The 24,336-nt window shown below is 72.5% G+C and carries 23 protein-coding genes and 1 pseudogene; 10 read left to right on the top strand and 14 right to left on the bottom strand.

The features are described from left to right. Nucleotides 1–10 precede the first annotated feature (10 nt). The 4 genes from lnt to ACFYY6_RS08050 all read left to right on the top strand — a co-directional run bounded on the left by lnt (nucleotide 11) and on the right by ACFYY6_RS08050 (nucleotide 5,216). Nucleotides 11–1,624, top strand: coding sequence for an apolipoprotein N-acyltransferase (gene lnt, locus ACFYY6_RS08065; protein ID WP_386608819.1), 1,614 nt, complete (start codon nucleotides 11–13; stop codon nucleotides 1,622–1,624). A gap of 336 nt (nucleotides 1,625–1,960) precedes the next feature. Then, nucleotides 1,961–2,440 (top strand): NUDIX domain-containing protein, encoded by a 480-nt coding sequence (locus ACFYY6_RS08060; protein ID WP_351624797.1) that lies wholly within the window; start codon nucleotides 1,961–1,963, stop codon nucleotides 2,438–2,440. A 126-nt stretch (nucleotides 2,441–2,566) separates the two neighbouring features. Continuing rightward, entirely contained in the window at nucleotides 2,567–4,024 is a 1,458-nt protein-coding gene (locus ACFYY6_RS08055; RefSeq protein WP_389192174.1) for a ricin-type beta-trefoil lectin domain protein, read from the top strand. A 172-nt stretch (nucleotides 4,025–4,196) separates the two neighbouring features. Continuing rightward, nucleotides 4,197–5,216: a carbon-nitrogen hydrolase family protein gene (locus ACFYY6_RS08050; protein ID WP_386608818.1), complete on the top strand. Its 1,020-nt coding sequence runs from the start codon at nucleotides 4,197–4,199 to the stop codon at nucleotides 5,214–5,216. Nucleotides 5,217–5,224: 8 nt separating this feature from the next. Here the strand turns inward: ACFYY6_RS08050 and ACFYY6_RS08045 are convergent, their stop codons facing one another. The 7 genes from ACFYY6_RS08045 to ACFYY6_RS08015 form a co-directional block, all read right to left on the bottom strand. Beyond that, complete coding sequence (locus tag ACFYY6_RS08045; protein ID WP_351525536.1) at nucleotides 5,225–5,989, bottom strand: ABC transporter ATP-binding protein; 765 nt, start codon at nucleotides 5,987–5,989, stop codon at nucleotides 5,225–5,227. Beyond that, nucleotides 5,986–6,786, bottom strand: a complete 801-nt coding sequence (locus ACFYY6_RS08040; RefSeq protein WP_351525537.1) for an ABC transporter ATP-binding protein — start codon at nucleotides 6,784–6,786, stop codon at nucleotides 5,986–5,988. The genes ACFYY6_RS08045 and ACFYY6_RS08040 overlap by 4 nt, the downstream gene beginning before the upstream one ends. After that, the gene (locus tag ACFYY6_RS08035) at nucleotides 6,783–7,667 is read right to left on the bottom strand and encodes an ABC transporter permease (protein ID WP_351525538.1); all 885 of its coding nucleotides are present in this window, start codon (nucleotides 7,665–7,667) and stop codon (nucleotides 6,783–6,785) included. Before ACFYY6_RS08035 ends, ACFYY6_RS08040 begins: the two co-directional genes overlap by 4 nt. Next, a complete protein-coding gene (locus ACFYY6_RS08030) occupies nucleotides 7,664–8,629 on the bottom strand; it encodes an ABC transporter permease (RefSeq protein WP_388650489.1) in 966 nt (321 codons plus the stop codon). The genes ACFYY6_RS08035 and ACFYY6_RS08030 overlap by 4 nt, the downstream gene beginning before the upstream one ends. Further along, nucleotides 8,629–10,137: an ABC transporter substrate-binding protein gene (locus ACFYY6_RS08025; protein ID WP_389192170.1), complete on the bottom strand. Its 1,509-nt coding sequence runs from the start codon at nucleotides 10,135–10,137 to the stop codon at nucleotides 8,629–8,631. Before ACFYY6_RS08025 ends, ACFYY6_RS08030 begins: the two co-directional genes overlap by 1 nt. 46 nt (nucleotides 10,138–10,183) lie before the next feature. Next, the gene (locus ACFYY6_RS08020) at nucleotides 10,184–10,924 is read right to left on the bottom strand and encodes a DUF1684 domain-containing protein (protein ID WP_351525541.1); all 741 of its coding nucleotides are present in this window, start codon (nucleotides 10,922–10,924) and stop codon (nucleotides 10,184–10,186) included. A 229-nt stretch (nucleotides 10,925–11,153) separates the two neighbouring features. After that, a complete protein-coding gene (locus ACFYY6_RS08015) occupies nucleotides 11,154–11,852 on the bottom strand; it encodes an HAD family phosphatase (protein WP_351525806.1) in 699 nt (232 codons plus the stop codon). A 573-nt stretch (nucleotides 11,853–12,425) separates the two neighbouring features. Here ACFYY6_RS08015 and ACFYY6_RS08010 point away from each other — a divergent pair. After that, nucleotides 12,426–13,103: a ScbR family autoregulator-binding transcription factor gene (locus ACFYY6_RS08010; protein WP_351525804.1), complete on the top strand. Its 678-nt coding sequence runs from the start codon at nucleotides 12,426–12,428 to the stop codon at nucleotides 13,101–13,103. 55 nt (nucleotides 13,104–13,158) lie between these two features. Here ACFYY6_RS08010 and ACFYY6_RS08005 read toward each other — a convergent pair whose 3' ends face one another. The 3 genes and pseudogenes from ACFYY6_RS08005 to ACFYY6_RS07995 form a co-directional block, all read right to left on the bottom strand. After that, on the bottom strand, nucleotides 13,159–13,665 hold the full coding sequence (locus tag ACFYY6_RS08005) for a nucleoside deaminase (protein WP_351525802.1): 507 nt from the start codon (nucleotides 13,663–13,665) through the stop codon (nucleotides 13,159–13,161). Nucleotides 13,666–13,812: 147 nt separating this feature from the next. After that, complete coding sequence (locus ACFYY6_RS08000) at nucleotides 13,813–14,196, bottom strand: nucleoside deaminase (RefSeq protein ID WP_389192167.1); 384 nt, start codon at nucleotides 14,194–14,196, stop codon at nucleotides 13,813–13,815. A 37-nt stretch (nucleotides 14,197–14,233) separates the two neighbouring features. Further along, nucleotides 14,234–14,832, bottom strand: a pseudogene (locus ACFYY6_RS07995) (carbonic anhydrase). Between the two features lie 299 nt (nucleotides 14,833–15,131). Between ACFYY6_RS07995 and cynR the strand changes: the two are divergent. After that, nucleotides 15,132–16,064 carry a transcriptional regulator CynR gene (gene cynR, locus ACFYY6_RS07990; protein ID WP_389192164.1) on the top strand — a complete coding sequence of 311 codons (933 nt, stop codon included), beginning with the start codon at nucleotides 15,132–15,134 and terminating at the stop codon, nucleotides 16,062–16,064. Between the two features lie 15 nt (nucleotides 16,065–16,079). Beyond that, the gene (locus ACFYY6_RS07985; RefSeq protein ID WP_351624782.1) at nucleotides 16,080–16,724 is read left to right on the top strand and encodes a GntR family transcriptional regulator; all 645 of its coding nucleotides are present in this window, start codon (nucleotides 16,080–16,082) and stop codon (nucleotides 16,722–16,724) included. Between the two features lie 213 nt (nucleotides 16,725–16,937). Here ACFYY6_RS07985 and ACFYY6_RS07980 read toward each other — a convergent pair whose 3' ends face one another. Continuing rightward, nucleotides 16,938–17,174, bottom strand: a complete 237-nt coding sequence (locus ACFYY6_RS07980) for a hypothetical protein (RefSeq protein WP_351525795.1) — start codon at nucleotides 17,172–17,174, stop codon at nucleotides 16,938–16,940. Between the two features lie 188 nt (nucleotides 17,175–17,362). Continuing rightward, entirely contained in the window at nucleotides 17,363–17,518 is a 156-nt protein-coding gene (locus ACFYY6_RS07975; protein WP_199883242.1) for a hypothetical protein, read from the bottom strand. Between the two features lie 147 nt (nucleotides 17,519–17,665). On the opposite strand from ACFYY6_RS07975, the gene ACFYY6_RS07970 reads away from it, so the two are divergent. Further along, nucleotides 17,666–18,844 carry a PP2C family protein-serine/threonine phosphatase gene (locus ACFYY6_RS07970; protein ID WP_388650495.1) on the top strand — a complete coding sequence of 393 codons (1,179 nt, stop codon included), beginning with the start codon at nucleotides 17,666–17,668 and terminating at the stop codon, nucleotides 18,842–18,844. 134 nt (nucleotides 18,845–18,978) lie between these two features. Beyond that, on the top strand, nucleotides 18,979–20,511 hold the full coding sequence (locus ACFYY6_RS07965; RefSeq protein ID WP_351524976.1) for a glutamate synthase subunit beta: 1,533 nt from the start codon (nucleotides 18,979–18,981) through the stop codon (nucleotides 20,509–20,511). Between the two features lie 73 nt (nucleotides 20,512–20,584). Here the strand turns inward: ACFYY6_RS07965 and ACFYY6_RS07960 are convergent, their stop codons facing one another. After that, a complete protein-coding gene (locus tag ACFYY6_RS07960) occupies nucleotides 20,585–21,244 on the bottom strand; it encodes a UbiX family flavin prenyltransferase (RefSeq protein ID WP_351524975.1) in 660 nt (219 codons plus the stop codon). 336 nt (nucleotides 21,245–21,580) lie between these two features. Next, nucleotides 21,581–23,020, bottom strand: coding sequence for a UbiD family decarboxylase (locus ACFYY6_RS07955; RefSeq protein ID WP_351624774.1), 1,440 nt, complete (start codon nucleotides 23,018–23,020; stop codon nucleotides 21,581–21,583). A 208-nt stretch (nucleotides 23,021–23,228) separates the two neighbouring features. Here ACFYY6_RS07955 and ACFYY6_RS07950 point away from each other — a divergent pair, with 208 nt between their 5' ends. Then, nucleotides 23,229–24,224, top strand: a complete 996-nt coding sequence (locus tag ACFYY6_RS07950) for an Lrp/AsnC family transcriptional regulator (RefSeq protein WP_389192161.1) — start codon at nucleotides 23,229–23,231, stop codon at nucleotides 24,222–24,224. Nucleotides 24,225–24,336: the final 112 nt, after the last annotated feature.

Here is a 24,336-nt window from a genome sequence, read left to right as displayed (position 1 = left end):
ACTCCGCCGGGTGAGCGCCACCATCACGTCGGTCGACGACCCGCAGCAGCCCGCACCCGCACCCGCGTCCCCGCGCCGACGGCTGATCCCCGTCCTCGTACGGTCCGCGGCGGCCGTCGTCTCGGGCGTACTGCTGTATCTCAGCTTCCCGCCCCGGCCCCTGTGGTGGCTGGTTCTGCCGGGCTTCGCGCTGCTCGGCTGGGTGCTCCACGGGCGTCGGCCGCGCGCCGGGTTCGGACTCGGTCTGCTCGCCGGGCTCGGGTTCATGCTGCCGCTGCTGCACTGGACGGGTGAGGAGGTGGGCCCGGTGCCGTGGCTGGCGCTCGCCGCGGCCGAGGCGCTGTTCATCGCCGTGGGCTGCGCCGGGATCTCCGCCGTCTCCCGGCTCGCCTGTTGGCCGCTGTGGGCCGCCGCGGTCTGGGCACTGGACGAGGGGATCCGGGCCCGGGTGCCGTTCGGCGGCTTCCCCTGGGGGAAGATCGCCTTCGGGCAGGCGGACAGCGTGTTCCTGCCGCTCGCGGCGGTGGGCGGCACGCCGCTGCTCTCCTTCGCCGTGGTGCTGTGCGGCTTCGGCCTCCACGAGACGCTGCGTCGCTTCCGCGCGTACCGGAAGACGCGCGAGGTCCCCCGGGGCGCCGTAGCCGCCACCGCGGCATGCGTTCTCGCTCCCGTCGCCGCCGCGTTCGCCGCGTGGCCGCTGGTGGACGACTCGGCCGAGGACGGCACCGCCACCGTCGCCGCCATCCAGGGCAATGTGCCCCGGCTCGGACTCGACTTCAACGCCCAGCGCCGCGCCGTCCTCGACAACCACGCCCGCCGCACCGAACAGCTCGCCCGGGACGTGAAGGCGGGGAAGGCGCCCCGGCCCGACTTCGTGCTGTGGCCGGAGAACTCCTCCGACCTCGACCCGTACCTCAACGTGGACGCCCGGTTCGTCATCGACAACGCGGTGAAGGCGATCGGCGCGCCCACCGTGATCGGTGCGGTGCTCACACCCGACACGGGCAAACTGCGCAACACCCTCATTCAGTGGGAGCCGGGGAAGGGGCCCGTCGCCACCTACGACAAGCGCCACATCCAACCGTTCGGCGAGTACATCCCGATGCGCTCCGTCGCCCGCCTCTTCAGCTCCGACGTGGACCGGGTGCGGCGGGACTTCGGCCCCGGGAGCAAGGTCGGCGTCTTCGACCTGTCCGGCACCCCCGTCGGGCTGGTGACCTGCTACGAGGCCGCGTTCGACGACGCGGTGCGGGACACCGTCGACCACGGCGCCCGGCTGATCGCCGTCCCCAGCAACAACGCCACCTTCGGGCGCAGCGAGATGACCTACCAGCAGCTCGCCATGTCCCGGGTCCGGGCGGTCGAGCACAGCAGATCCGTCGTCGTCCCCGTCACCAGCGGGGTCAGCGCGATCATCCGGCCCGACGGCACCGTCGTCCAGCGGACGGAGCTGTTCACCCCGGCCGCGCTCGTCGACGAGGTGCCGCTGCGGTCCTCGCAGACGCCCGCCACCCGCCTGGGCGTACTTCCGGAGGCGGTGCTCGCGCTGATCGCCGCGGCGGGGCTCGGCCGGACCGCCGTCCGTGCGGTACGGCTCCGCCGGGCGGGACGCGACACCGTCTGACGACCTCGCCCACGATGGGCAGTGGGAGAAGGAGCGGTGTCCGGGGCCTTCGAATCCGAGGCGGAGGAGGGAGTCGACGCGGAGCGTCGGCAACTGACGACAACGCCGGAGGCGGAGGTCCCGGACGCTGCGACGCCGCTGACGATCGTGGGCGAGGTCGTCAGGGCTGGCCCGTAATCCCCGGCGGGCGCGCGACGACAGCTACGGCCCCGCGCTGCGTTGTCGGAACACCCGAATACGTCCAGTATGCGGACGTCCCTCCGCCTTGCGACGCACCGCATCCGACGCCGCGCGCTGATCCACCGGGGATTACGGGACAGCCCTTAGGGTCGAGCCATGGGTACTCCTGACTTCATCCGCCGGATCCGCGCCACCGCGGGCCACCAGTTGCTCCTGCTGCCGGGGGTGACCGCCGTGGTCCTCGACGACGAGGGCAGAGTGCTGCTCGGACGGCGCTCCGACACCGGCCGATGGGCGCTGATCGGGGGCATCTGCGAGCCGGGCGAGCAGCCCGCGGCGACGGCCGAGCGCGAGGTGTACGAGGAGACCGCCGTGCACTGCGTGGCGGAGCGGGTGGTGCTCACGCAGGCCCTCGAACCGGTCGAATACGCCAACGGGGACCGCTGCCAGTACCTCGACGTCACGTTCCGCTGCCGGGCGACGGGCGGCGAGGCACGCGTGAACGACGACGAGTCGCTGGAGGTGGGCTGGTACCCGGTGGACGCGCTGCCGCCGCTGAACGAGTTCTCGCGGTTCAGGATCAAGCAGGCGCTGACCGACGAACCCACCTGGTTCGAGCCCACCGCCCGGCCCTGACCACGGCATCCCGCCGGGGCCCCGGCCCTTTCGCCGGGCCCCCGCGCACCGCGTCCGACCCGCCGACCGGGTGTGCCGCGCGGCGGGTCGGTTGGCTCCGGGCAACCGACCGGTGATCATCCGCAGATGGACGACCACGCGCGCGAGAACACCCGGGACGGCCGGGGTGGCCGCCGCCTCGTCCGGCGCACGCTCGCGGCGGCCGCGGTGCTCTGCGCCCTGCTCGGCCCCGCCGCCGCGCCCGCCCCGACCCCCGGCCCCGGCACGGCGGCCGCGCCCCAGACGGAGCCGCTCCGGTGCCGGCGCACCCTGGTGGGCGTGGCGCACCCCGACGACGACCTGTTCTTCCTGAACCCGGAGATCGCGCGGACGATCCGGGCGGGATGCCCGGTCCACACCGTGTACCTGACCGCCGGGGACGACGCCGTCCGCGACCGTACGCGGGCCCTGAAGTACGTGGACCGCAGGGAGTACGGAGTACGGGCCGCCTACGCGTCCATGGCCGGGGCCGCCGACGGCTGGAAGCGGTCCGACGTACGGACCGGCGGCCTCCGCGTCCGCTCGTTCCTGCTGGCCGGCCGGTCGGTCGGCGCCGGGATCCGGCTCACCTTCCTCGATCTCCACGACGGGCTTCCGCACGGTGAGGAGCCCGACAGCGTGCTCAGACTCTTCGACGGGAGCAGGCACAGCGTCCGCGGGTTCCCGGAGGGCCCGGCCTTCACCGAGGAACGGCTCGTCGCCACGCTCCGCGCCCTGGCCGGGACGGGCCGCGCGGAACGGATCCTGACCATGGACCACGACAACGCGTCCTTCGCGTTCGGTCTCGGTGGCGGCGTCGACCACAGCGACCACGGCATCACCGCCCGGTACTTCAGGAGAGTGGGCTACGCCCTCGGGATCCCCGTCACCTCGTACCTCGGCTACCGGATGTCGGTGCTGGACGCGGACCTGACGCCCGCACAGGCCGCCGCGAAGGAGCGGGTGGTGCGCTGGTACGTCGCCCGGCGCCGGTGCCGCGCCACCGGCCGGTGCGCCGAGGTGCCGCCCTACCGCGGTCCGCTCCAGGAGGACTGGAACCTGTGGATCCGTCGGCAGTACCCGCAGACGCACCGCTCTCCGGCGCCCGGCGAGGTCCTCGGGGACATCGGACGGACCACGTACGCCGCCGGTCCCGACCCGGTCCGGTGCCTTGATGCGGCGGGCACGCCGCCGAAGTCCCGGGAGGTCCGCATCCGCGCGTGCGACGGATCCCCGGCCCAGCGCTGGCGGATGCGGAGCGACGGCACCATCGGCCTGTGGGGCGAGCCGCACTCCTGCCTCACGGCCGTCGGCGCGGGGGCCGTGCTCGAACCCTGCCGGGGCGGCGCCGCGGACCAGACATGGACCCGGGTGCCGTGGCGGAGCACGACATGGAAGCGCGCGGCATGGCGGATCGAGAGCGCAGCCGACCACCGCTGCCTGTACCAGGACGACCGTGAACTGCCCGCCCGCTGGGACAGCCGGGACCGCCGCGACCCCCGGTTGGTCCGCGCCGGCTGCTCCGGGCCGGCCCGCCCCGAACAGTACTGGCGGTGGGGCGGCTGACGAGCCGGTCGTGCCGGTACCGGCACACGCGGCGGTGAACGATGGCACACTGCCACCGACCGACCCGCCCACGCACCCCGGGGCCGACGCGTCCGGGCACCGCCCCAGAGGTTCCGGCGGTCGTCCGGATCGTCGGTCCCGCGGTGCGTCACCGTCTTCGAGGAGGGGCCCTGTGCCGTCCCCCGCTCCCAGGAAACGAACCGTCGCCGCCGTGCACGCCGCGCCCGTGTTCATGGACACCGAGGCGACCCTCGACAAGGTCGTCGGCCTCGTCGAACGGGCCGGCCGGGAGGGCATCGACCTGCTGGTGTTCCCCGAGACCTTCGTGCCGGGCTACCCGTACTGGATCGAGGCGTACGCCCCGCTGGACCAGCAGGCCGCCAACGCCGCCTACGCCGAGGCGTCCGTCGAGGTGCCCGGCCCGGGGATCGACCGGGTCCGGTCCGCCTGCCGCCGTGCCGGGGTCGGCACGGTCCTCGGCGTGAGCGAACGGCTCGCGGGCACCCGCACCTGTTTCAACAGCCAGGTCTTCATCGACCCCGACGGCACCCTGCTCGGAGTGCACCGCAAGCTCCAGCCCACCTACGCCGAACGGATGGTGTGGGCCCAGGGCGGCGGCTCGACGCTCGGCGTGTTCGACAGTGCCCTGGGCCGGATCGGCGGACTGGTCTGCTGGGAGCACACCATGAACCTGGCCCGGCAGGCCCTCGTCGTCCAGGGCCAGGAGATCCACGCGGCGGCCTGGCCCGGTCTGTCCACCATGGCGGGCTTCGAGGCCGTCGCCGACATCCAGATCGACGCCATGATGAAGACGCACGCGCTCACCGCCCAGTCCTTCGTCGTCGCCGCGGGCAACCCCGTCGACGAGACGTGCCTGCGCTGGATGGCGGACACCGTCGGACCGCAGAAGCACATCACCCGGGGCGGCGGCTGGTCGGCCGTGATCCACCCCTTCAACCAGTACCTGGCGGGCCCGCACACCGGTCCGGAGGAGAAGCTCGTCGCCGCCGCGATCGACCTCGCCGACATCGACGCCGTCAAGGTCTGGGTCGACTCGCGCGGCCACTACGCACGACCGGAGATCCTCGGCCTGCGCGTCGACCGGCGACCGCTCTGGCACGACGAGGGCCGCCGCGAGTGGCCCGCCGTCCCGTACGAGGACGAGGGCCCGCCCACGAACGACACGGACTGAGTCCCCGGTCAGGCGGGCAGCCGCGGCACGCTCTCGACGAGGCGGCGCGTGTACGGGTGCGCCGGGGCACCCAGCACCTGCGCGGTGTCACCCTGCTCGACCAGGCGGCCGCGCTCCAGGACCGCGGTGCGCTCGCAGAGCGAGGCGACCACCGACAGGTCGTGCGAGACCATGACCAGCGTCAGGCCGCGCTCCTCCTTCAGCTCCTTGAGCAGATCGACGACCTTGACGCGCGTGGTGACGTCGAGCGCGCTGACCGGCTCGTCGGCGAGCAGCACCCGCGGATCGCACACCGTCGCGCGGGCGATCGCGATGCGCTGGCGCTGGCCGCCGGAGAACTCGTGCGGATAGCGCCCCGCCGCGTCGGCCGGGAGACCGACCCGCTCCAGGGCCTCGGCGACCTTGGGCGCGGCGCCGGCCCGGCTGTCGATGTCCAGGGAGCGCAGGGGCTCGGACACGATCGCGCCGACGCGCCGACGCGGGTTCAGCGACGAGTACGGGTCCTGGAAGACGCACTGCACACCGCGCCGGAACCGTCGCATCTGCGCCCCGTCGCGCGGTCTCAGCTCCTCGCCGTCGAACCGGACGGCGCCCGAGGACGGGCGGGCCAGCCCGAGCAGCAGCCGCAGCAGTGTGGTCTTGCCCGCGCCCGACTCCCCGACGAGGGCGAGGGACTGCCCGGAGCCGACGGCGAGGGAGATGTCCTCGACGACGGGCGCGCCGTGTCCCCGGTAACCGAAGGAGACCTTCTCCAGCTCCAGTACGGGCGTCATCGCGTGCTCCTCAGGTCCAGCGCCGATTCCAGCCGGCGGGCGCTCGCCACCAGTGCCCTGGTGTACTCCTCGCGCGGGGCGCGCACGATCTCGTGGACGTCGCCCTCCTCCACGGCCCGCCCGTCCTTGAGGACCAGCACGCGATCGGCGACCTTCGAGACGACCGCGAGATCGTGGCTGACGAAGAGGACCGCCATGCCCCGGTCCCGTACCAGGGTGTCGAGCAGGTCGAGCATGTCGGACTGCACGGTGACGTCGAGCGCGGTGGTCGGCTCGTCCGCGATGAGCAGCTGCGGATCGCAGGCCAGCGCCATGGCGAGCGCGACACGCTGGCGCTGGCCGCCGGAGATCTCGTGCGGGAAGGCGCGGGCGATCCGGTCCGGCTCGGGCAGCCGCACCTGTTCCAGGGCCTCCACGACGGCCCGCCTCAGCCCGGCGCCCTTCAGCCCCCGCCGCCTGCCGAGCGGTTCGGCGATCTGCCGGCCGACCCGCATCAGCGGGTCGAGCGCGGTGAGCGGCTCCTGGAAGACGACGGAGGCGTCCCGGCCGCGCACGCCCGTGAGCCGCTTCTCGCTCGCGCCCACGATCTGCGTACCGGCCAGCTCGACGCTTCCGGTGGCCGTCATGCCGTCCGGCAGCAGGCCGAGCACGGCGAGGGTGGTCAGCGACTTCCCGGAACCCGACTCCCCGATGAGACCGAGGCGTTCGCCCCGGTCCATGGTCAGCGAGAGGCCGTCGACGAGGGTCCGCCCCTGAGCCGTGCGGATCGTGAGGTCGTGTACGTCGAGGATGGTCACGAGCGCCTCCGCCGGGTCGCGGGGTCGAGGGTGTCGCGCAGCCCGTCGGCGACGAGGTTCACGCCGATGACGAGCAGCACGAGCAGGATGCCCGGGGCCAGCGCGCCCGCCGGGGCCGTGGTGAAGGTGGCCTGCGCCTCCTGGAGCATGCGGCCCCACGAGGCGTTGGGCGGCGGCGCGCCCAGGCCCAGGTACGACAGCCCGGCCTCGGCCAGTACCGCGAGCCCGAACTGCAGGGCGAGGTTCACCACGAGCGTCGGCCAGATGTTGGGCAGCACATGCCCGGTCACGATGCGCGGCCACGAGGTGCCCGAGGTGCGCGCCGCCGTGATGTAGTCCCGTGCGAGGACCCGCTTGACCAGGATCCGCACCAGCCGTGCCACGACCGCGCTCTGCGCGAGGCCGATCGCCAGCACGGCGGACCCCAGGGTGGCCGAGCGGGCGGCGACGATCAGCATCGCCAGCAGCAGCGTCGGGAAGGCGATCAGGATGTCGAGGAACGCGGAGACCGTGTCGTCGAGCCAGCCCTGCGCGAACGCGGCCAGCACGCCCAGCGTGCCGCCGAGCGCGGCGGCGATGAGCACCGAGCCCAGCCCGGCCTCGAAGGCGATGCGGGATCCGGTCATCAGCTGGGTGAGCAGATCACGGCCCAGCTTGTCGGTGCCGAGCGGATGCCCCGCACCGGGGCCCGCGAGCCGTCCGCCGGACGTGTCGTCGGCGGCGTACGGGAGCCAGAACAGCGAGACCAGCGCGACGGCGGCGATCAGCCCGGCCAGGACGCAGCCGGTCACCAGCGTGTACGAGCGCCGCCCGCGCCGCTCGCCCTCGGCGGTCTTTGCCGGGGCCGCGTCCCTGTGTTCCGTCGGGACCGGGGAAGTCATCGGGCACCTCCGGAGAGCCTGCCGCGCAGTCGGGGGTCGATGATCCGCTGGACGAGATCGGCCACGAATCCGATGACCAGCACCGCGAGGGTGGAGACGAACAGCACGCCCTGGATCACCGGATAGTCGTGCTGCGCGATGCCGGTCGCGAGCAGGGAGCCGAGGCCGGGGAGCGCGTACACGGACTCCACGACCACCGCGCCCAGCAGGGTGGAGGCCAGCTCGATGCCGAGGATCGAGATCACCGGGACCGAGGCGTTGCGCAGCCCGTGCCGCCACATCGCCTGCCCGAACGAGGCACCCATGGCCCGTGCGGTGCGCAGGTAGTCGCTGCCCAGCACGTCGAGCACGGCCGACCTGACGTAGCGGATCAGCGAGGCGCTCATGACCAGCGCGATGGTGACGACGGGCAGCGTGAGCGAGCGGACCGCCTCGGCCGGCTGCGACCAGCCCTCCTGCGGGAAGCCGCCCGCCGGCAGCCAGCCGGCGTTCAGCGCGAAGACGGCGACGAGGATCATGCCGAGCCAGAACACCGGGACGGCGATGCCCAGTTGGGACACCCCGTTGAGCAGGGCGCCGTACCAGGTCCGCCGCCGGTGCGCGGCCACGAAGCCGACCGGCACCGCGATGAGCACCGCCAGCACGAATGAGGCCAGCGTCAGCGGGACCGTGACGTTCAGCCGGGAGCCGATCTCGGGACCGACGGGCAGCGAGCTGACGAACGACGCGCCGAGGTCGCCGCTCGCCAGCTGTCCGATCCAGTGCGTGAACTGCTCGGGCAGCGGCCGGTCGGACCCGATGGCGTGCCGGGCCGCGGCGATCTGTTCCGCGTCGGCGCCCACAGCGGTGAGCGCGTTGGCGGGGTCGCCCGGCAGCATCCGCAGCAGCACGAACAGCACCACGCTCGCCAGGGCCAGCGAGACCAGCAGGAAGGCGAGACGGCGCAGCAGGTAGCGGGCCATCAGCCCTTCTTGATGTCGTAGGCGAAGAACTGGGAGTTCAGGCCGTTGACCGGGTATCCGGAGAGCTTGCTGCCCGCCACCACGATCTGCGGGTACAGGTACAGCCAGTCGCTGGCCGCGTCCTCGGCGGTCTTGCGATTGACCTTCTTCAGGAGCTCGGTCTGCTCGGCGGTGCTGGAGGCCTGCTCGGCCTCCTCGACCCACCGGGTGACCTGCTTGTCGTCGTAGCCCCAGTAGAAGTCGGGGTTGCCGTACCAGACCAGGTCGCGGTCGTTGACGTGCTCCTGGAGCGTGGCCGTGAAGTCGTGGTTCTTGTAGACCTTCGTGTACCACTCGTCCGGCGTGATCGTGTTGATCTCGACGGTGATGCCGACCTTGGCGAGTTCGGACTTGATGAAGGTCGCGGCGGTCGGGTGCGGGTCGTAGTTCGGGGTGTCGAGCGTGAAGGAGAAGCCCTTCGCGTATCCGGCCTCGGCGAGCAGCTTCTTGGCGCGCGCGGTGTCGTACGCGTTGACGTCGGTGAGGTCCTCGTACCAGGGGTCGGTGGGCGGCACCATCGAACCGATGGGCTTGCCGTAGCCGCCCCACACGGACTTCAGCAGCTTCTCGTCGTCGATGGCGGCGGAGACGGCCCGGCGCACCTTGACGTCGCTGAACGGCTTGGCCCTGTCGTTGAAGGCGAGCAGCAGCTTGGTCGTCGAATTCCCGTCGTTGACCTTGTAGTTCGGGTTGTTCTTGAACTGGTCGAGGGCGTCGGGCGACTGCTCGCTCGTGACGACGTCCACAGCGTTGGTCAGCAGAGCGTTGTTCAGCGCGGTGGCGTCCTTGTAGTAGTGGAAGACGACCCGCTTGTTGGCCGCCGCGTCGCCCCAGTAGCCGGCGAAGCGGTTCATGGCGAGGGCGGAGCCGCGGGTCCACTTGTCCAGCGTGTACGGGCCGGTGCCGTCCTCGCTCGTCCTGAGGTCCTTGGCCTGGGAGTTGATGATCCAGACGTAGGAGAGGTTGTAGACGAAGGAGATCGACTTCTTCGACAGCCTGACCACGACCGTGCGCGCGTCGGGCGTCCCGACGGACTTGATGACCTCGAGGTTGCTCTTGCGCGCGGACTGCGAGTCCTTCGCGATCACCTTCTCCAGGCTGTACTTGACGTCCTGGCTGGTGAGCTTCTTGCCGCTGTGGAAGGTCACGCCGTCGCGCAGGGTGAAGGTGTACGTGAGGCCGTCGGCGGAGACCTTGTGGTCCTGGGCGAGGAGCTTTTCGACCTTGCCGTCGTCGGTGAGCCTGAACAGCCCCTCGTAGACGTTGCCGTTGAGCGCCTCGGTGACGCCCTGGCCGCCGCCCCCGATGTTGTCGAGGTTCTGCGGCTCGTAGAGCGAACCGATGTTGATGGTGGCGTTCTTGCCCCCGCCCCCGGACGCGCCGCCGGTGCCGCCACCGCAGGCCGTGAGGGTCAGGGCGAGGGCGGCGGCGGTCGCTCCGCCGTACAGGGAGGTCTTCTTGATGTTCATGAGGAGTACGCGCTTTCGTGCTGCGGGGCGGAGTTGCCGGGGGCGATCAGTGCTGTGCGGGGAAGCCGTCGCGGAAGACGGGGCGCTTCTCTCCTGCCGTCACGGGCAGGTGGAAACGGTTCTGCCGCGGCGGCATCGGACAGTTGTACTGATCGGAGAAGCCGCAGGGCGGCACGAAGGCACGGTTGAAGTCGAGGAGGACGCGGCCCTCGCCGGTGCGGGTGACGAAGAGGAAGCGTCCGGCGCCGTAGGTGGCGTCGCCGTTGGTCGGGTCACCGAAGACGAGCAGCAGGGTGCCGTCGTCGTCGAAGGCGCTCAGGGTGTAGTCCCTGCCGTCCAGGGTGAGTTCGATGTCTCCCGGAACGACGAGGTCGCGGGTGCCGCCGTTGTCCCGGATGTGCTCGAACGGGACCCTCCTGGCGCCCGGCACCGGCGTGTAGGACGCCTCCAGCACCCAGGACGGGTCGTACGGGAAGACGTCGGTGCGGTCGAAGTGCCGGATCGCGGGGGAGTGCGCGTCCCAGAAACGCAGCCCGTACTCGGGCGCGCCGGTGACGGCGTCGGTGCGTTCGAGCGTGGTGACGGTCACGGTGTCCGGCTGCCCGGCGCGGGCCGCGTCCGGGTCGGGGCGCTCGCCGTCCGGGGCCCAGCGGGTCTCGACGAGGGCGAGGTTCCCGGTGGCCGAGGTGACGGAGCGGCGCCGTTCGGCGCGCCATGCCTCCCAGTCCGCGGCGGCGTCGGCGGGCGGTTCGGGGGACGGGGCGGCGTGCGGCACGGTGGTACTCATTCACGTAGACGTTCATGGCTGTCACGCCTCGAATATCACGGTGCGTGAGTTTCAACCCAAAGGACCTTCTTTATCTTCCATAAGACGCGCTAATGTCAAATATGACTGCATGGTGAGACCCGGACGTCGCGCGGCCCCGGGGCCCCGTGCCGCGTGGTACGGGGCCGGAACGCGCACCGGCACACCGCGGCCGTGCCGCCGTGTGCCGGTGCGCGCCGGGCCCGGTGCCTCATGCGACGGGGGGCCCGGCGTCGGCGATCCAGGTGTGGGCCCAGGCCACCAGTGCCGGATCGTTCAGGGCGTCGACCCACAGGTCGGCCCGTTCCGCCCCCAGGCCGGAGGGTCGTGGCCCGACGCCGACCACCCGCAGTCCGGCCCTCCGGGCGGACTCGATGCCGGTGAGGGAGTCCTCGACCGCCAGCGCTTCGTGCGGCCGGACGCCGCACCGTTCCGCCGCCTCGGCGTACACGTCGGGGCGGGGCTTGGGGCGCAGGGAGCCGCCCGCCACGACGACGTGGTCGAAGTGGCCGAGCAGGCCGGCCCGCCGCAGGCACGACTCCACCATTTCCCGCGGGCAGTTGCTGGCGACCGCGAGCGGCATGTGGCGAGCGGTGAGCCCCACCAGGGCGGCCGCGCCCGGCATGGTGACGGGGTCCTCGTCGACCAGCGTCATGAAGTGTCTCAGGAGCGATTGGGTCATCTCGTGGGTGAGTTCGGGTTTCCCGGTCTCCCGGGCCATGAGGCTTCCGCACTCGGTGTAGTGGACGCCCTGGGCGCGTTCGGCGAAGCCGGGCGGGGGCTTGAGGCCGAACTCCGCGAACACTCTGTTGCGGGCGTCCTGCCAGTGGCGTTCGGTGTCCATGAGCGTGCCGTCGCAATCGAAGACGATGGCGGCGGGGGACCAGTTGGGAATGGGGTCAGTTGCCATTTCTCTGCCGTTCTCGGAGCGTGCGCCGGCCGCGGTCCGATTCCGGTTCGCTGTTCTCCCGGACCGGGGGAAGGCGCGCTGGACTGAGGGGGAACTGGATTTCGGACGATCTTCGGTGACCGTTTGAGAAGGCGGTCGATCGCCTCTGCGGAGCTCGCCGCGACGGATTTCATCCGTCGATTCGGTGCGGGCCCGAAAACATCGTGCCGACTACGTTAATTTCGCGTCCGAGCGGCGCGCAATCACTACTTCGAGTGTTTCGACGCGGGGCGATCGCGCGCCGGGCGTGCGCGGAGGAGTGGCCCGAGGGTGACCGTACGGAGCCGATCGTCCGTCCAATCGGCCCGAAAGCCCGGTGATGTGGAAAAAACCTGGTCATTTCCGGGAACAGTCGTGGCGGAGCCGTGTGTGAAAGCGTGGGCAAGTCCCCGGGTTTCCTTGACATCCCCCTGTGTGCGCAGTCGAAGAATAATAAAATCTCCGCTCGGTACGGTTGGGCGAGGCCGTCGATGCGCGGGCGCACTACCTCCTCGCGCCTTATGTATCGCATGGAATATCGAAGGTGGAACACGCATGCAGGACAGGGCGCGAACGACCCGGAGATCTCTGCTGGAATCCGCGGCTCAGCTCTTCGTCGAACGGGGGTATGCGGGAACGAGCGTCAACGACATATGCGCCCGTTCGGGAAGGACCAGCGGGGCCGTCTACTTCCATTACTCCAGCAAGGAGAAACTCGCCCTCGCCGTGGTGCGCGACCGGTTCGCCGCGTGGCCCCAGCTGTCCGCGTACTACACGGCCCCGGACGTCCCACCGCTCGAACGGCTCGTCGCCCTGAGCTTCGAGATCGCGAGGGTCCTGTGTCAGGACGTCGTGGCGCGGGCGGGTGCCCGGCTGTGGGCGGAGCGGCGGAGCATCGACGCCGTCGTTCCCACCCCGTTCGCCGCCTGGACCGCGGCCGCCACCCGGCTGCTCGCCGACGCCCGGTCACGGGGCGAACTCGCCGCGGGTGTCGAACCGGCGGGCGCCGCCCCGGCCCTGGTGTGCGCCTTCTTCGGCCTGTACAGCCTCAGCGGCGACGGGACACCGCGCGAGGACGAGTTCGTGTCCCGGCTCGACCAGTGGTGGCGGCTCGTCCTGAACGCCCTGCAGGCGCGCCCGGACCCCGGCGCGCTGATCGCGAGGGCCCGGGCCCGGCTTCCCTTCGGCGGGCCGGACGCCCGGTGGGAGCGCCGGCCGGGTCCCGGGGCGTGATCCGCCGCCGGCGCGGCGGGACCCGAACCGGACGCGTGCGTGCCGGAGGAGCCCGTCACATCGCCTGGTGCCTCGACAGGTAGGAGGCGCGGTGCATCTCCCGCAGGCGATCGGCCAGGGCCGGCACCGGCCCCTGGACCTCGATGCCCGGTACCACCTCCTGGACCGGCAGGGCGCGCACCGGGGACGGCGGCGCGCCCAGCTCGTCCAGCCACTGCGTCAGCTGGGCCGCGGAGTGGGCGTAGACGATGCGGTCGAGGCCCACCCAGCCGTGGGCGGCGGCGCACATGGGGCAGTGCTCGCCCGAGGTGAAGACGGTCGCCGCGGCCCGCTGCGACGCCGTGAGGTGCGCGGCCGCCCAGCGGGCCAGTTCGAACTCGGGGTGGCTGGTGCTGTCGCCGAGGCCGTGCACGCGGTTGCGGTCCTCGGCGACGACCTGGCCGTCGCCGCTCACCAGGACGGAACCGAAGGGCTCGTCCCCGGCCCGCAGCGCCTCCTCGGCCAGGTGCACGGCCCGCTCCAGGTGGCGGAGTTCGGCCTCGGACAGCTCGACTGATGGCAAGGGTCTCTCCTCGTGTGTACGGACGGGGCGGGTGTACGGGGCTCGGGGGTGCGGGGCGGCCCGCGGGTCCGTGGTACCACCGGGGCGGGAGGCGCGCCTCCGCGCCGCGCCGTCCGTCGTGCGGGTGGGCGGTGCGGAGGCGGGCGGCTATCGGGCCGTCGGCGCTCCCACGACCCTGCGGTCCCCGCCGTTGCGCTCCTGCCGGAACCGGTACACGTCGACGGCGGCCTCGTGCGGCTCGTGCCGCATCGGCAGCCGGCGGTCCCGGTATTCCTTGGCGAACTCGCCGTAGAAGGTGTCGAGTTCGAAGTGCTTCCGGTCGTCCACGTAGTGCGGCTCGTAGGCCTCCCGCGTGGTGAGGAAGACGACCTCGTCGGGGGAGCAGTAGTACGACGAGCCCAGGCACATGGGGCAGGGGTGCGCCAGTACGCACACGGTGGCGCCGACGAGGTGCTCGGTGCCGAGCCTCCGGCACGCCTCGCGGACGGCGAGGATCCCGGCGTGGGGCATGGGGATTCCTTTCCGTGACACCGGCACCGAGGCGGCCGGTGAGTTCTTGCAGGGTGTGTCAGGCCGCGGTGACGACGGGGTCGACCCTCTCGACGGATCCGGTCGCGATGTCGAAGACCCAGCCGTGCAGGGTGAGCGTCCTGGCGGCCAGGGCGCGGGCCACCGAGGGATGGGTGACCAGGTTCTGCAGCTGTGCCGCGACGTTGACGCGCACCAGGGCGGCCGGCCTGGACGTGCCGGGTGCGACCGGGACGGCGGCGGCCCGGGCGCGGACGGCGTCCGCGTGCCGCAGCCAGTCGGCGATCACCGGGCGCCGCTCAGGTCGTGCTGCTCGGCCAGGGCGGTCATGGCACCGCAGGCCGAGTGCCCGCAGACGACGACGTCGCGGACGCCCAGCACGGAGACGGCGTACTCGATGCTCGCCGCGACGCCGCCCGTGCCCGAGGAATGGGCCGGGACCAGGTTGCCCGCCGTGCGGACGACGAACAGCTCGCCCGGTTCGCTCCGGGTGATCAGTTCGGGTACCACGCGGGCGTCGGAGCAGCCGATGAACAGTGTCCTCGGCCGGTGCGTCGTGGCCAGGCGGGCGAACAGCCCGGCCTTCGCGGGGAACACCTCGCGGCGGAAACGCTCGGAGCCGTCGGTGATGTCGTGCACGGCCACTCCCTTCGATGGTCGCCGGCCCGGTGGGCTGACCTCACCCACCATGCATGACCTGCCGCTATAGAGTCCAAGTCCATGTTCTCCCAGAGCTCATTGATCACATCTATGCCCCCGTGCGGGCGGCCGGGTCCTGACGGCGAGCGTGGTCCTCACGGTCGTCGGACACGCCCCCGGCCGCTTCGCCGGGCGTCGGCCCGCTCCGCGGTCCGAGGCCGTGACGCCCCGATGACCAGGGAGCATAGGCAGCGTCGAATATTCGTGGGATATCGATCGATCGGCTCTATACTCCGGGCATGGGTCCGGAACTGCGTCACCTCCGTTACCTGATCGCCGTGGCCGAGCACGGCAGCTTCACGCGCGCGGCCGACGAACTGCGCATCTCCCAGCCGACGCTGTCGCAGCAGATCAAGCAGTTGGAGAGAGCGGTCGGCGTCCAGCTCCTCGACCGCAGCGGCCGAGGTGTCCGCCCGACCGACGCGGGCGAGGTCTACGTACGCCACGCGCGGCGCGCGCTCCGCGAACTGGCGGCGGCCGACCGTGCCGTCCTCGACGTCGCCGACCTCTCCCAGGGGCATCTGCGCCTGGCGATGACGCCGACGTTCACCGCCTACCTGGTCGGACCGCTCGCCCGGGAACTGCGCACCCGTCACCCCGGCATCAGCCTGGAGGTGCGCGAGATGACGCAGGATCGCATCGAGGCGAGCCTGCTGGCCGACGAACTGGACCTCGGCATCGCGTTCGGGGGAGACCACCTCTCCGGGATCGTGGCGGTCCCGCTCTTCACCGAGACGCTCGGCCTCGTCGTCACCACCCGCCGTCCGGACACCCGGACCGGGCGACCCGTCCCGGTCCGTGAACTGGCCGGACAGCAACTCGCGTTGCTCAGCAGCGACTTCGCCACGCGCAACCACATCGACCGGTACTTCGCCCGGCATCGGGTCAGCCCGCCGATCGCCGTGGAGGCCAACAGCGTCCAGGCGCTCACCGAGATCGTGCAGCGCACCGACCGGCTGGCCACCGTGCTGCCCGAAGCGGTCACGGACGACCACCCCCATCTCACCCCCGTCCCGGTCGACCCGCCCCTGCCCACCAGGGTCGCCACCCTGCTGCGCCGGGAGAGCGCCTACGAGAGCGCCGCCGCGCGCGCCTTCACCCGGCTGACGCACGCGCTGGTCCGGGAGCGCGGTTACGCACCGGCCGGGCCGTGCCACGACGTCCCCGACTGATGGGAGAATGAGGACATGACACCGCCTGGCGGCTTCGAACCCGAGTCGGAGCGGGTCACCCGGCAGTTGCGTGACCAGATCATCGACGGCGCCCGCGCGCCGGGCAGCAGGCTCGTCGAGCGCGAACTCGCCGCGGAGCTCGGAGTGAGCAGGCTGCCCATCCGGGAGGCCCTGCGGGCCCTGGTCACCGAGGGGCTGGTCACTCCCAGGCCGCGCACCTGGGCCGTGGTGCGGGAGTTCACGCCGACGGACATCGCGGACCTCGACGAGGTCCGTACGGCTCTGGAGACGCTGACGTTCCGGCTCGCCGCCCAGCGGCGCACCCGCGCGGGACTGGCGAAGCTGCGCGCGGATCTCGACGCGGAGCTGAGCGCGGCGCACGAGGGCGACGCCGTACGGGCGCGACGGGCGGCGGCCGACTTCCACGAGACGGTGACGTCCCTCGCCGACAACGAGCTGCTGAACGAGCTCGGAGGCACCCTCCGCAGCAGGATGCGCTGGCTGCTGGGGCAGCACGACGACCTCGTGGAGGTCGCCGAGGAGCACGAGGACCTCTACGAGGCGATCGCGGACCGGGACGTGCCACGGGTCGAGGAACTTGTCATGAAGCACCTGGTGACCAGCCGTTCCGCCGCACGCCGCAAGCACGCCCGGGAATGAACGCCCGCCACCGGGCGAGGACGCCGGCTCCCGCATCCGCCCGTCCGCGCGGATGCGGGAGCCCAGAACGCGATGTCGTCCTCCGCGTCCCGGCCGCACCGGCCGAGCACCTCGTCCAGCAGCCTCCGACCGCCCGCCCGAGGGCATCCGCAGCGCCGCCGGCCGCCCGACGGACACGTCCGGTCGCCCCGTCCCGGCGCTCCACCAGTCCGTCTAGTCCGTCGGTGTACATGAACAGCACGGTTCCGGGTCCGCACGGCGGTCGCCCCCGGTGCCCGGCAGACCCTTGATCAGGGCGAGTGCGGGGTTGACGTACACGTACCGCAGATCGGTGTCGTAGAGGCCGACCCCGGCCGCTGCTCCGTCGAAGAGGGCGGCGAGGACGGACATGCCGAACGGCAGCGGGATCCCGGCGTGCGCCTCGGCCTGCTGGGGCGGGGCGCTGACCACCCGCTGCCCGGTCCTCGATCGTCGGCCGGACTCCACCGGCGCGCACCCGCACCGGCCACGGCCCGGTCCCGGCGGCCACGGGCCCGCGGCCGGGGAACGAGGGTCCCGTACGGGCGAAGTCACCCGTACGGGCGGTGGCCGCGGGCCCGTGCCCTGCGGCGGCGGCCCGTCGTGGGGGCCGCGCCGGGTCAGCTCTCGGCGTCCTCCGGCAGGCGCTCGCCCTCCGCCTGGGACGGCTGGGTGCGTGTCGTGGCGGGATGCCGCTGCTCGGCCGGGTTGAGATCCTCGTCCAGCCGCTCGCCCTCGGCCTGCGACGGAGTCGGGTACTCCTCGTTCTCGCTCATGGCCGCCTCCACGGTCGGAACGCGTGCGGGGGACTGCCCGCAGAACGAGCCTAACGCGCCGACCGGGCGCCGGCCCGTCCGTGGCGCCCGGGCCGGCGAACCCCCGTCGAGTCGTGAGGCGACCGGCCGCGGTGCACTGTGGAAGACGTGAGGATCGGTGAACGCTTCAGGGCTCTTCGCACGTCATGGCGGCCGGGCCACGGGCTGGTGGCGCTGCCCCTGGCCCTGATCGTCTTGATCACCATCGTGGACATCGTGACGGGGCGGAACATACAGCTCGGACCGCTGCTGGTCATAGCGCCCGCGCTCTGCGCGTCCTTCGCGGGCCCGGTGCTCACCGGAGTGGTCGGGGTGCTGGCCGTGGCCGCCCAGACGTTCATCGTCCAGCACCTCGGCAGGCTGACCACCGAGAGCTCGGTGGTGCAGATCATCGCCCTCGCGGTGCTCTCCGCACTGCTCGTCTTCTACTGCCTGTTGCGTGAACGCCGGGGCAGACAGCTCGCCCAGGTGCGGTCGGTGGCGGAGGCCGCGCAGCAGGTGCTGCTGTGGCCGCTCCCGGAACGCATCGGCCCGCTGCGGGTCGCCTCCCTGTACCTCCCCGCCGAGGACGAGGCCCTGATCGGCGGGGACCTGTACGCGGTCACCCGCGTCGAGGGCGGAACCCGGTTGCTGATCGGCGACGTGCGAGGGAAGGGCCTGGCCGCGATCGGCGAGGCCGCCGTACTGCTCGGGGCGTTCCGCGAGGCCGCCCACCGCCACACCGGCCTGCCCGAGCTCGCCGCGGCCCTCGAACAGAGCGTCTGCCGCTACGAGGCCGACTTCGAGCGGGAGGGCGAGATCGGCGAACCCTTCGTCACCGCCCTGCTGCTGGAGGTCCCCGACGAGGGCGGCGTCAGCCGGATGACGAGCTGCGGGCACCCCCCGCCCCTGCTGCTGGGCCCGGGGCACTCCGTCACCGTGCCCCGGCTGCGACCTTCGCCGCCCCTGGGGGTCGGCAGCCTGGGCCCGTCCTCCTATGCCCTGGACTCGTTCGCCTTCGAGGACGGCGAGACCCTGCTCCTCTACACCGACGGCGTCATCGAGGCCCGCGACGGGGGCGGACGCTTCTACCCGTTCGCGGAGCGGGCCGCCCGGTGGACGGAGAGTTCCCCGGAGGCACTCCTGCACCATCTGCGACGCGATCTCCTGGGCCATGCCGGGGGGCGGTTGGGCGACGACGCGGCCGTCATCGCGATCCACCGTGAGCCCGTGGCCTCCGAGCCGCACCGGTTCGGCGAGGCCGCCCGCGCGGGGGGCGTCGTCCGGCGCGGGGTCGGGGGTGCCTGACCGGCCCCCGGCCCCCGGGGCCGGCGCCCGGCGCGAACCCGTCCGCGGCTCGTCACCCGGATGGCCGCGAGAGCGTGCGAGCGTAGGCTGGCTCTGACGTCTGTGCACCGCGAGTGGGCGACGGAGGCGGAGCCATGACCGACCCCCACGGCTTTCTCAGGACCGATCGCCGGTCCGTTCCCGCCCGCCCCGTCCAGGAACGGCTGGGCGACTGGGACGAGGTCCACGCGGGGCGGACCAGGCTGCCGCTCGTGTCCGAACAGGCGGGGCGCTGCATGGACTGCGGCATCCCCTTCTGCCACAGCGGCTGCCCCCTGGGAAACCTCATCCCCGAGTGGAACGCCTACGCGAGGAAGGGGGACTGGTGGGCGGCAGCCGAGCGGCTGCACGCCACGAACAACTTCCCCGAGTTCACCGGGCGGCTCTGCCCGGCGCCGTGCGAGGACTCCTGCGTGCTGTCCATCAACGCCGACCCCGTGACGATCAAGAACGTCGAGCAGACCATCGCCGACGAGGGCTGGGCACGCGGATACGTCGAGCCCCGCCCGCCGGGGCACCTCAGCGGCAAGTCCGTCGCCGTCGTCGGTTCCGGACCCGCGGGGCTCGCGGCGGCGCAGCAGCTCACCCGTGCCGGCCACTCCGTCACCGTCTACGAACGCGCCGACCGCCTCGGAGGACTGCTGCGGTACGGCATCCCCGCCTTCAAGCTGGAGAAGTGCCATCTGGACCGCCGTATCGAGCAGATGCGGGCGGAGGGCACGGAGTTCCGCACCGGCGTGCGCGTCGGTGACGACCTCGACGCCCGCGGCCTCATGGACGGCAACGACGCGGTCGTCATCGCCGTCGGGGCCACGGAGCGCAGGGAACTGCCCGTCCCGGGCCGTGAGCTGTGGGGCATCCACCAGGCCATGGAGTACCTGACGCTGGCCAACCGGGTCGCCGAGGGGGACCGGGACCTCGCGGTCCTCACCGCCGAGGGCAGACACGTCGTGATCGTCGGCGGCGGCGACACCGGGGCGGACTGCCTCGGCACGGTGCTGCGCCAGGGCGCCGCGTCCGTCGTCCAGCTCGACATCAACCCCGAACCCGGACCCGTACGCCCGGACACCGAACCCTGGCCCGTGCGCCCCCGGATCTACCGGGTGTCCCACGCCCACGAGGAGGCCCGGGACCGGGACGGCGGGGACCCCAGACGCTTCTGCGCGGCCACCCTGGGCTTCGACGACGACGGGGCCGGCCGTGTGTGCGCGCTGCGCCTGGCGGAGGTGGGGCCCGCGGACAGGACGCCGAGACCGGGCACGGAACACGTGATCCCCGCCGACCTGGTCCTGCTCGCCCTCGGTTTCCACGGTCCGGAACGGGAGGGCGGGCTGGTGCGTCAGCTCGGGCTCGTGCTGGACGACCGGGGGAACTACGCCCGGACCGATGCCTTCGAGGCCGTGACGGCCGCACCGCCGCCGGCCGGCCCGTCGGAGCCGGTCGCGCGGGCGGGCGGGGCGCGGGCGGGAGGCGTGTTCATCGCGGGTGACGCGGGGCGCGGACAGTCCCTCGTCGTCTGGGCCATCGCGGAGGGACGGTCCGCCGCCGCGGCGACGGACCGCTACCTGAACGGCTCCACGATGCTCCCGGCTCCCGTGGCACCGCACGACCGCCCCCTGGTCGCCTGAGCCACCGGACGCCCGGGCGCCCCGACGCGAGCGGTGCCGCTCGCCCGGTCCGCGGGGCGGCCGGGGCCGCCCGTCACCGCGACCGGCCCCGGACCGCCTCCGTCGTGTCGCGCGGCTGCCGCCGGGACTCCCGTACGCGGGTGGCGGCCAGGCCCGGCCAGCGCTCCGCGATGTCCGCCGCGGCGACCGGCAGGGAGAACTGGTCGAGGATCCGCATCACGATGTGGTCCACGAGGTCGTCGATGCTGTTCGGCGCGTCGTAGAAGGACGGCATCGGCGGAACGATCCGCGCGCCCATGCGGGCGAGGGCGAGCATGTTCTCCAGGTGGATCTCGCTCAGCGGTGTCTCGCGGGGCACGAGGACCAGCGGCCGCCGCTCCTTGAGGGTGACGTCGGCCGCACGGCAGACGAGGTTGTCGGCGAGACCGTGCCGTACCGCCGCGAGCGTCTTCATGCTGCACGGCACGATCACCATGCCCGCGGTCCGGTACGAGCCGGAAGAGATCGTCGCCCCCAGCTCGCCGAACTTGTGGTTCACGTCGGCGAGTTCGGCGAACCGCCTGCTGGTGAGGGACGTCTCCACCTCGATGGTGGAGCGCGCCCAGGTGCTCAGCACGAGATGGGTCTCCACCTCCGGCACCTCCCGCAGGACTTCGAGCAGACGGACGGCGATCGGCGCGCCCGTCGCGCCGGTGACTCCGACGACGAGACGGGCGGGAGGCGGGATGGTCACGGGGGGCTCCTGGCGGCGCGACGGAACGGGATGCGGGGCGGGACGAGGAAGCAGTAGGGACGGGGACAAGGGGACGGGACGGGATGGAAAGAAAGGCGGGGCGGGGCCCGCCCCGCCCCGCGGCGCCGGAATCGGCGTCTACCGGGTGACCTCCGATCGGAGAGCGGACGCGGTACGGGGCGTGCGGTTCCGAGGCGCCGGGATGGCCCGGACGGAGGTCTCCCCGGCTCGAACGGAGTCGAGCGCTCGGGGAAGGAGCCACCAGGGCATTCCGGCGACGCCGGCGGTCTGCGTGCCAGGGTGTGGCCGCCCGGCCGGAGGCCGTCCGACAGACTCTCAGAGCGCCAGGACCCCTTCCCAACGCCGCCGCAGCTCCTCGCGGGCCGCGTCGTCGAAGCGGTTCGCCGCCGGGTATCGGTCCTTCCAGGCGAACGGCTTGGTCGCGTCGATCAGCACGATCCCCATCGACAGGTCCCCGGCCTCCCGGCGCTCGGGCGACAGCCGCGGATCGATGGCGGTCGTCGGCGCGCGCAGCACCTGGATCGACTCCGACGGATCGACGCGGGTGAACATCGCCCACAGGACATGGTTGATGTCGGTGACATCGATGTCCTCGTCGACCACGACGAAGTATCGCTCCATGCCCCCGGTGCGCTTGCGCCCGGCCGCCGCCAGCAGCGCGTGCACGGCGTCCCCCGCGCCGGTCTGCTCGATGGAGACCACCATCAGCAGCTGGCGGGCGTAGGCCCACACGCCCTTGATGTTCTGCACCCCGGAGGCCTCCAGGTGGTCCCAGGTCACCGACGCCGAGTACAGCGGCACGGCCTGGTCGCCCGCAGGGACGGTCGGAAGCATCGGCGGCGCGCCGAGGATGATCGGGTCGTCCCGGTGCAGGATCCGCTTCACCCGGACGACGGTCTCCTGGCCCGAGTGCGTGTAGTAGCCGGTCCACTCGCCGAACGGACCCTCCAGGACGGACTCCTCCTCGACCGGCGGCATCTCGCCCTCGATCACGATCTCCGCGTGCGCCGGGACGGGAATCTCGCCGCCCTCCGGGTACAGGACCTCGACCCCCTTCCCGCGCAGTCCGCCGGCCAGGTCGTACTCCGACATCCCCGAGGGGGCGGCGATCGCCGCCGCCGTGGACAGGATCGGGTCCTGGCCCACCACCACCGCGATCGGGCAGGACCGCCCGCGCGCCCAGTACTTCTCCGCGATGGCGCGGGCGTGCCGGTTGCCGAGCATCCACAGCGAGAGCCGGTCCGGGCCCTGCACGCACGCCCGGTACGTGCCGATGTTCACCCAGCCGGTGTCGGGGTCGCGGGCGATGACCATGCAGGCGGTGCCGATGTAGCGCCCTCCGTCGGCCTCGTGCCAGCGGGGCGCCGGGAAGATCCGCAGGTCGACGTCGTCGCCGGTCAGGACGTTCTCCAGGACCGGACCGGTGGTGACCTCGACCGGCGGCACCGGTTCGATCCGCCTGCTCAGGTCCTTCCAGGCCCGCACGATGTCCAGCTTCGGGGTGTCGGGCGGCAGCCCGAGCGCCACCGCGGTGCGGGCCGCCGTCCCCATGAAGTTGGTGAACACCCGGTAGCCCGGGGGGAATCCGGGAATGTTGTCGAACATCAGGGCGGGACCTTCCTTCTCCGCCATGAGTTCGGTGATGCCGCCGATGTCCAGATCGCGGTCCGCGCCGTCGATCCGGAGCACCTCGTCCTCCCCGAGCGTCCCGTTCAGCTGGTCGATGTAGTGCCGAAGGTCACGGAATGTGCTCATGTGCCGTGGGAAGCGGGCGATGCGCCGACGCCTCCCGTCCTCCTCTTCGTGGACAGCGGCGACCGCGCCGGGTGGCGCCGCGGGATGCGCAGCCCCGCTTTGAAACGATCCGAGCGGGCCTGCACACCGAGGATCCGGAACGGCCCCGAACGGCAACAACGAGTCGGACCGCGCATGCCGGTTCTCGCCGCGAATAGACTTGGCGGACGTGGAATTCCTCGATCTGCAGCTCGTCCACGCACTGAAGACCGACGGTCGCGCGCCGTTGCGCCGGATCGCCTCGGTCCTGGGCGTCTCGGACCAGATGGTCGCCCGCCGCTACGCCCGGCTGCGCGAGACGGCCGGATTGCGCGTCGTCGGCCGGCTCAACCCCAGACCCGTCGGGCAGACCGTGTGGGCGCTGCGGCTCCAGTGCGTCCCGAGCGCCGCGCTGGGACTCGCCCGGGCCCTGGCCCGGCGGGAGGACACCCGCTGGGTCAAGCTCGCCGCCGGTGGTACCGAGGTGGTCTGCCACCTGGCGGTGCGCGGCGAACGGGAGCGGGACGCGCTGCTGATGGGCCGGATCCCCGCGAGCCGCGCGGTCACGTCGGTGACCGCGCACCGGCTGCTGCGGCTGTTCAAGGGCGGCCCGACCGGCTGGGACGGCATCGCCTCCGTCCTCACCCCGGAGCAGCGGGACGCGCTCGCCCCCGCGTACCCGCCGCCCGACGCCCGGGCGCAGCCCGTCCGGCTCACCGACCTCGACCACCTGCTCCTCGCGGTACTGGCCCGCGACGGCCGCACCACGCACGCCGCGCTCGCCGCCGAGGCCCGCTGCCACGAGTCGACGGTGCGCCGCCGCATCGCGCACCTGCGCGGAGCCGGGGCGCTGTTCTTCGTGCTGGACATCGACGAGCGCTCGCTCGGCGGCCCGTCCGCCACCGCGCTGTGGCTGTCGGTGCGTCCCGCGCGGCTCGCCGCCGCCGGCGCCGAGCTGGCCCGTCACCCCGAAGTGGCGTACGCGGCCGCGACCACGGGCCGGACCAATCTGCTCGCCACCGTCCTGTGCCGGGACGACGAACAGCTCTACGACTACCTCGCCGAGCGCATCGGGGCGCTCCCGGGTGTCGACACGGTTGAGACGGCCCCGATCATCCGCACCCTCAAGCGGACCGGAAGCGTCGCACGCGACCAGGACCCGGCGGGCGGCGCACCGCGTCGGTGAGCGCCGCGCGTGGCCGCGCCCGCGACCCGGCCGCCGCCACCGGGGTCCGCCCGGCAGCCGAGGCATCGAAGAACATGAGGCTCAGCCACGGAAGAATGCGCTTTTGTGTCCC

Source organism: Streptomyces sp. NPDC001750, assembly GCF_042892615.1.
GTDB lineage: Bacteria > Actinomycetota > Actinomycetes > Streptomycetales > Streptomycetaceae > Streptomyces.
This window is presented reverse-complemented; position numbering and strand designations above follow the sequence as displayed.

Bases quoted from the DNA above. Each gene is read 5' to 3' on its own strand.
- ACFYY6_RS08060 (WP_351624797.1), top strand. From the start codon at position 1,961: ATGGGTACTCCTGACTTCATCCGCCGGATCCGCGCCACCGCGGGCCAC.
- ACFYY6_RS08055 (WP_389192174.1), top strand. From the start codon at position 2,567: ATGGACGACCACGCGCGCGAGAACACCCGGGACGGCCGGGGTGGCCGC.
- ACFYY6_RS08045 (WP_351525536.1), bottom strand. From the start codon at position 5,989: ATGACGCCCGTACTGGAGCTGGAGAAGGTCTCCTTCGGTTACCGGGGA.
- ACFYY6_RS08035 (WP_351525538.1), bottom strand. From the start codon at position 7,667: ATGACTTCCCCGGTCCCGACGGAACACAGGGACGCGGCCCCGGCAAAG.
- ACFYY6_RS08030 (WP_388650489.1), bottom strand. From the start codon at position 8,629: ATGGCCCGCTACCTGCTGCGCCGTCTCGCCTTCCTGCTGGTCTCGCTG.
- ACFYY6_RS08025 (WP_389192170.1), bottom strand. From the start codon at position 10,137: ATGAACATCAAGAAGACCTCCCTGTACGGCGGAGCGACCGCCGCCGCC.
- ACFYY6_RS08020 (WP_351525541.1), bottom strand. From the start codon at position 10,924: ATGAGTACCACCGTGCCGCACGCCGCCCCGTCCCCCGAACCGCCCGCC.
- ACFYY6_RS08015 (WP_351525806.1), bottom strand. From the start codon at position 11,852: ATGGCAACTGACCCCATTCCCAACTGGTCCCCCGCCGCCATCGTCTTC.
- ACFYY6_RS08010 (WP_351525804.1), top strand. From the start codon at position 12,426: ATGCAGGACAGGGCGCGAACGACCCGGAGATCTCTGCTGGAATCCGCG.
- cynR (WP_389192164.1), top strand. From the start codon at position 15,132: ATGGGTCCGGAACTGCGTCACCTCCGTTACCTGATCGCCGTGGCCGAG.
- ACFYY6_RS07985 (WP_351624782.1), top strand. From the start codon at position 16,080: ATGACACCGCCTGGCGGCTTCGAACCCGAGTCGGAGCGGGTCACCCGG.
- ACFYY6_RS07975 (WP_199883242.1), bottom strand. From the start codon at position 17,518: ATGAGCGAGAACGAGGAGTACCCGACTCCGTCGCAGGCCGAGGGCGAG.
- ACFYY6_RS07965 (WP_351524976.1), top strand. From the start codon at position 18,979: ATGACCGACCCCCACGGCTTTCTCAGGACCGATCGCCGGTCCGTTCCC.
- ACFYY6_RS07955 (WP_351624774.1), bottom strand. From the start codon at position 23,020: ATGAGCACATTCCGTGACCTTCGGCACTACATCGACCAGCTGAACGGG.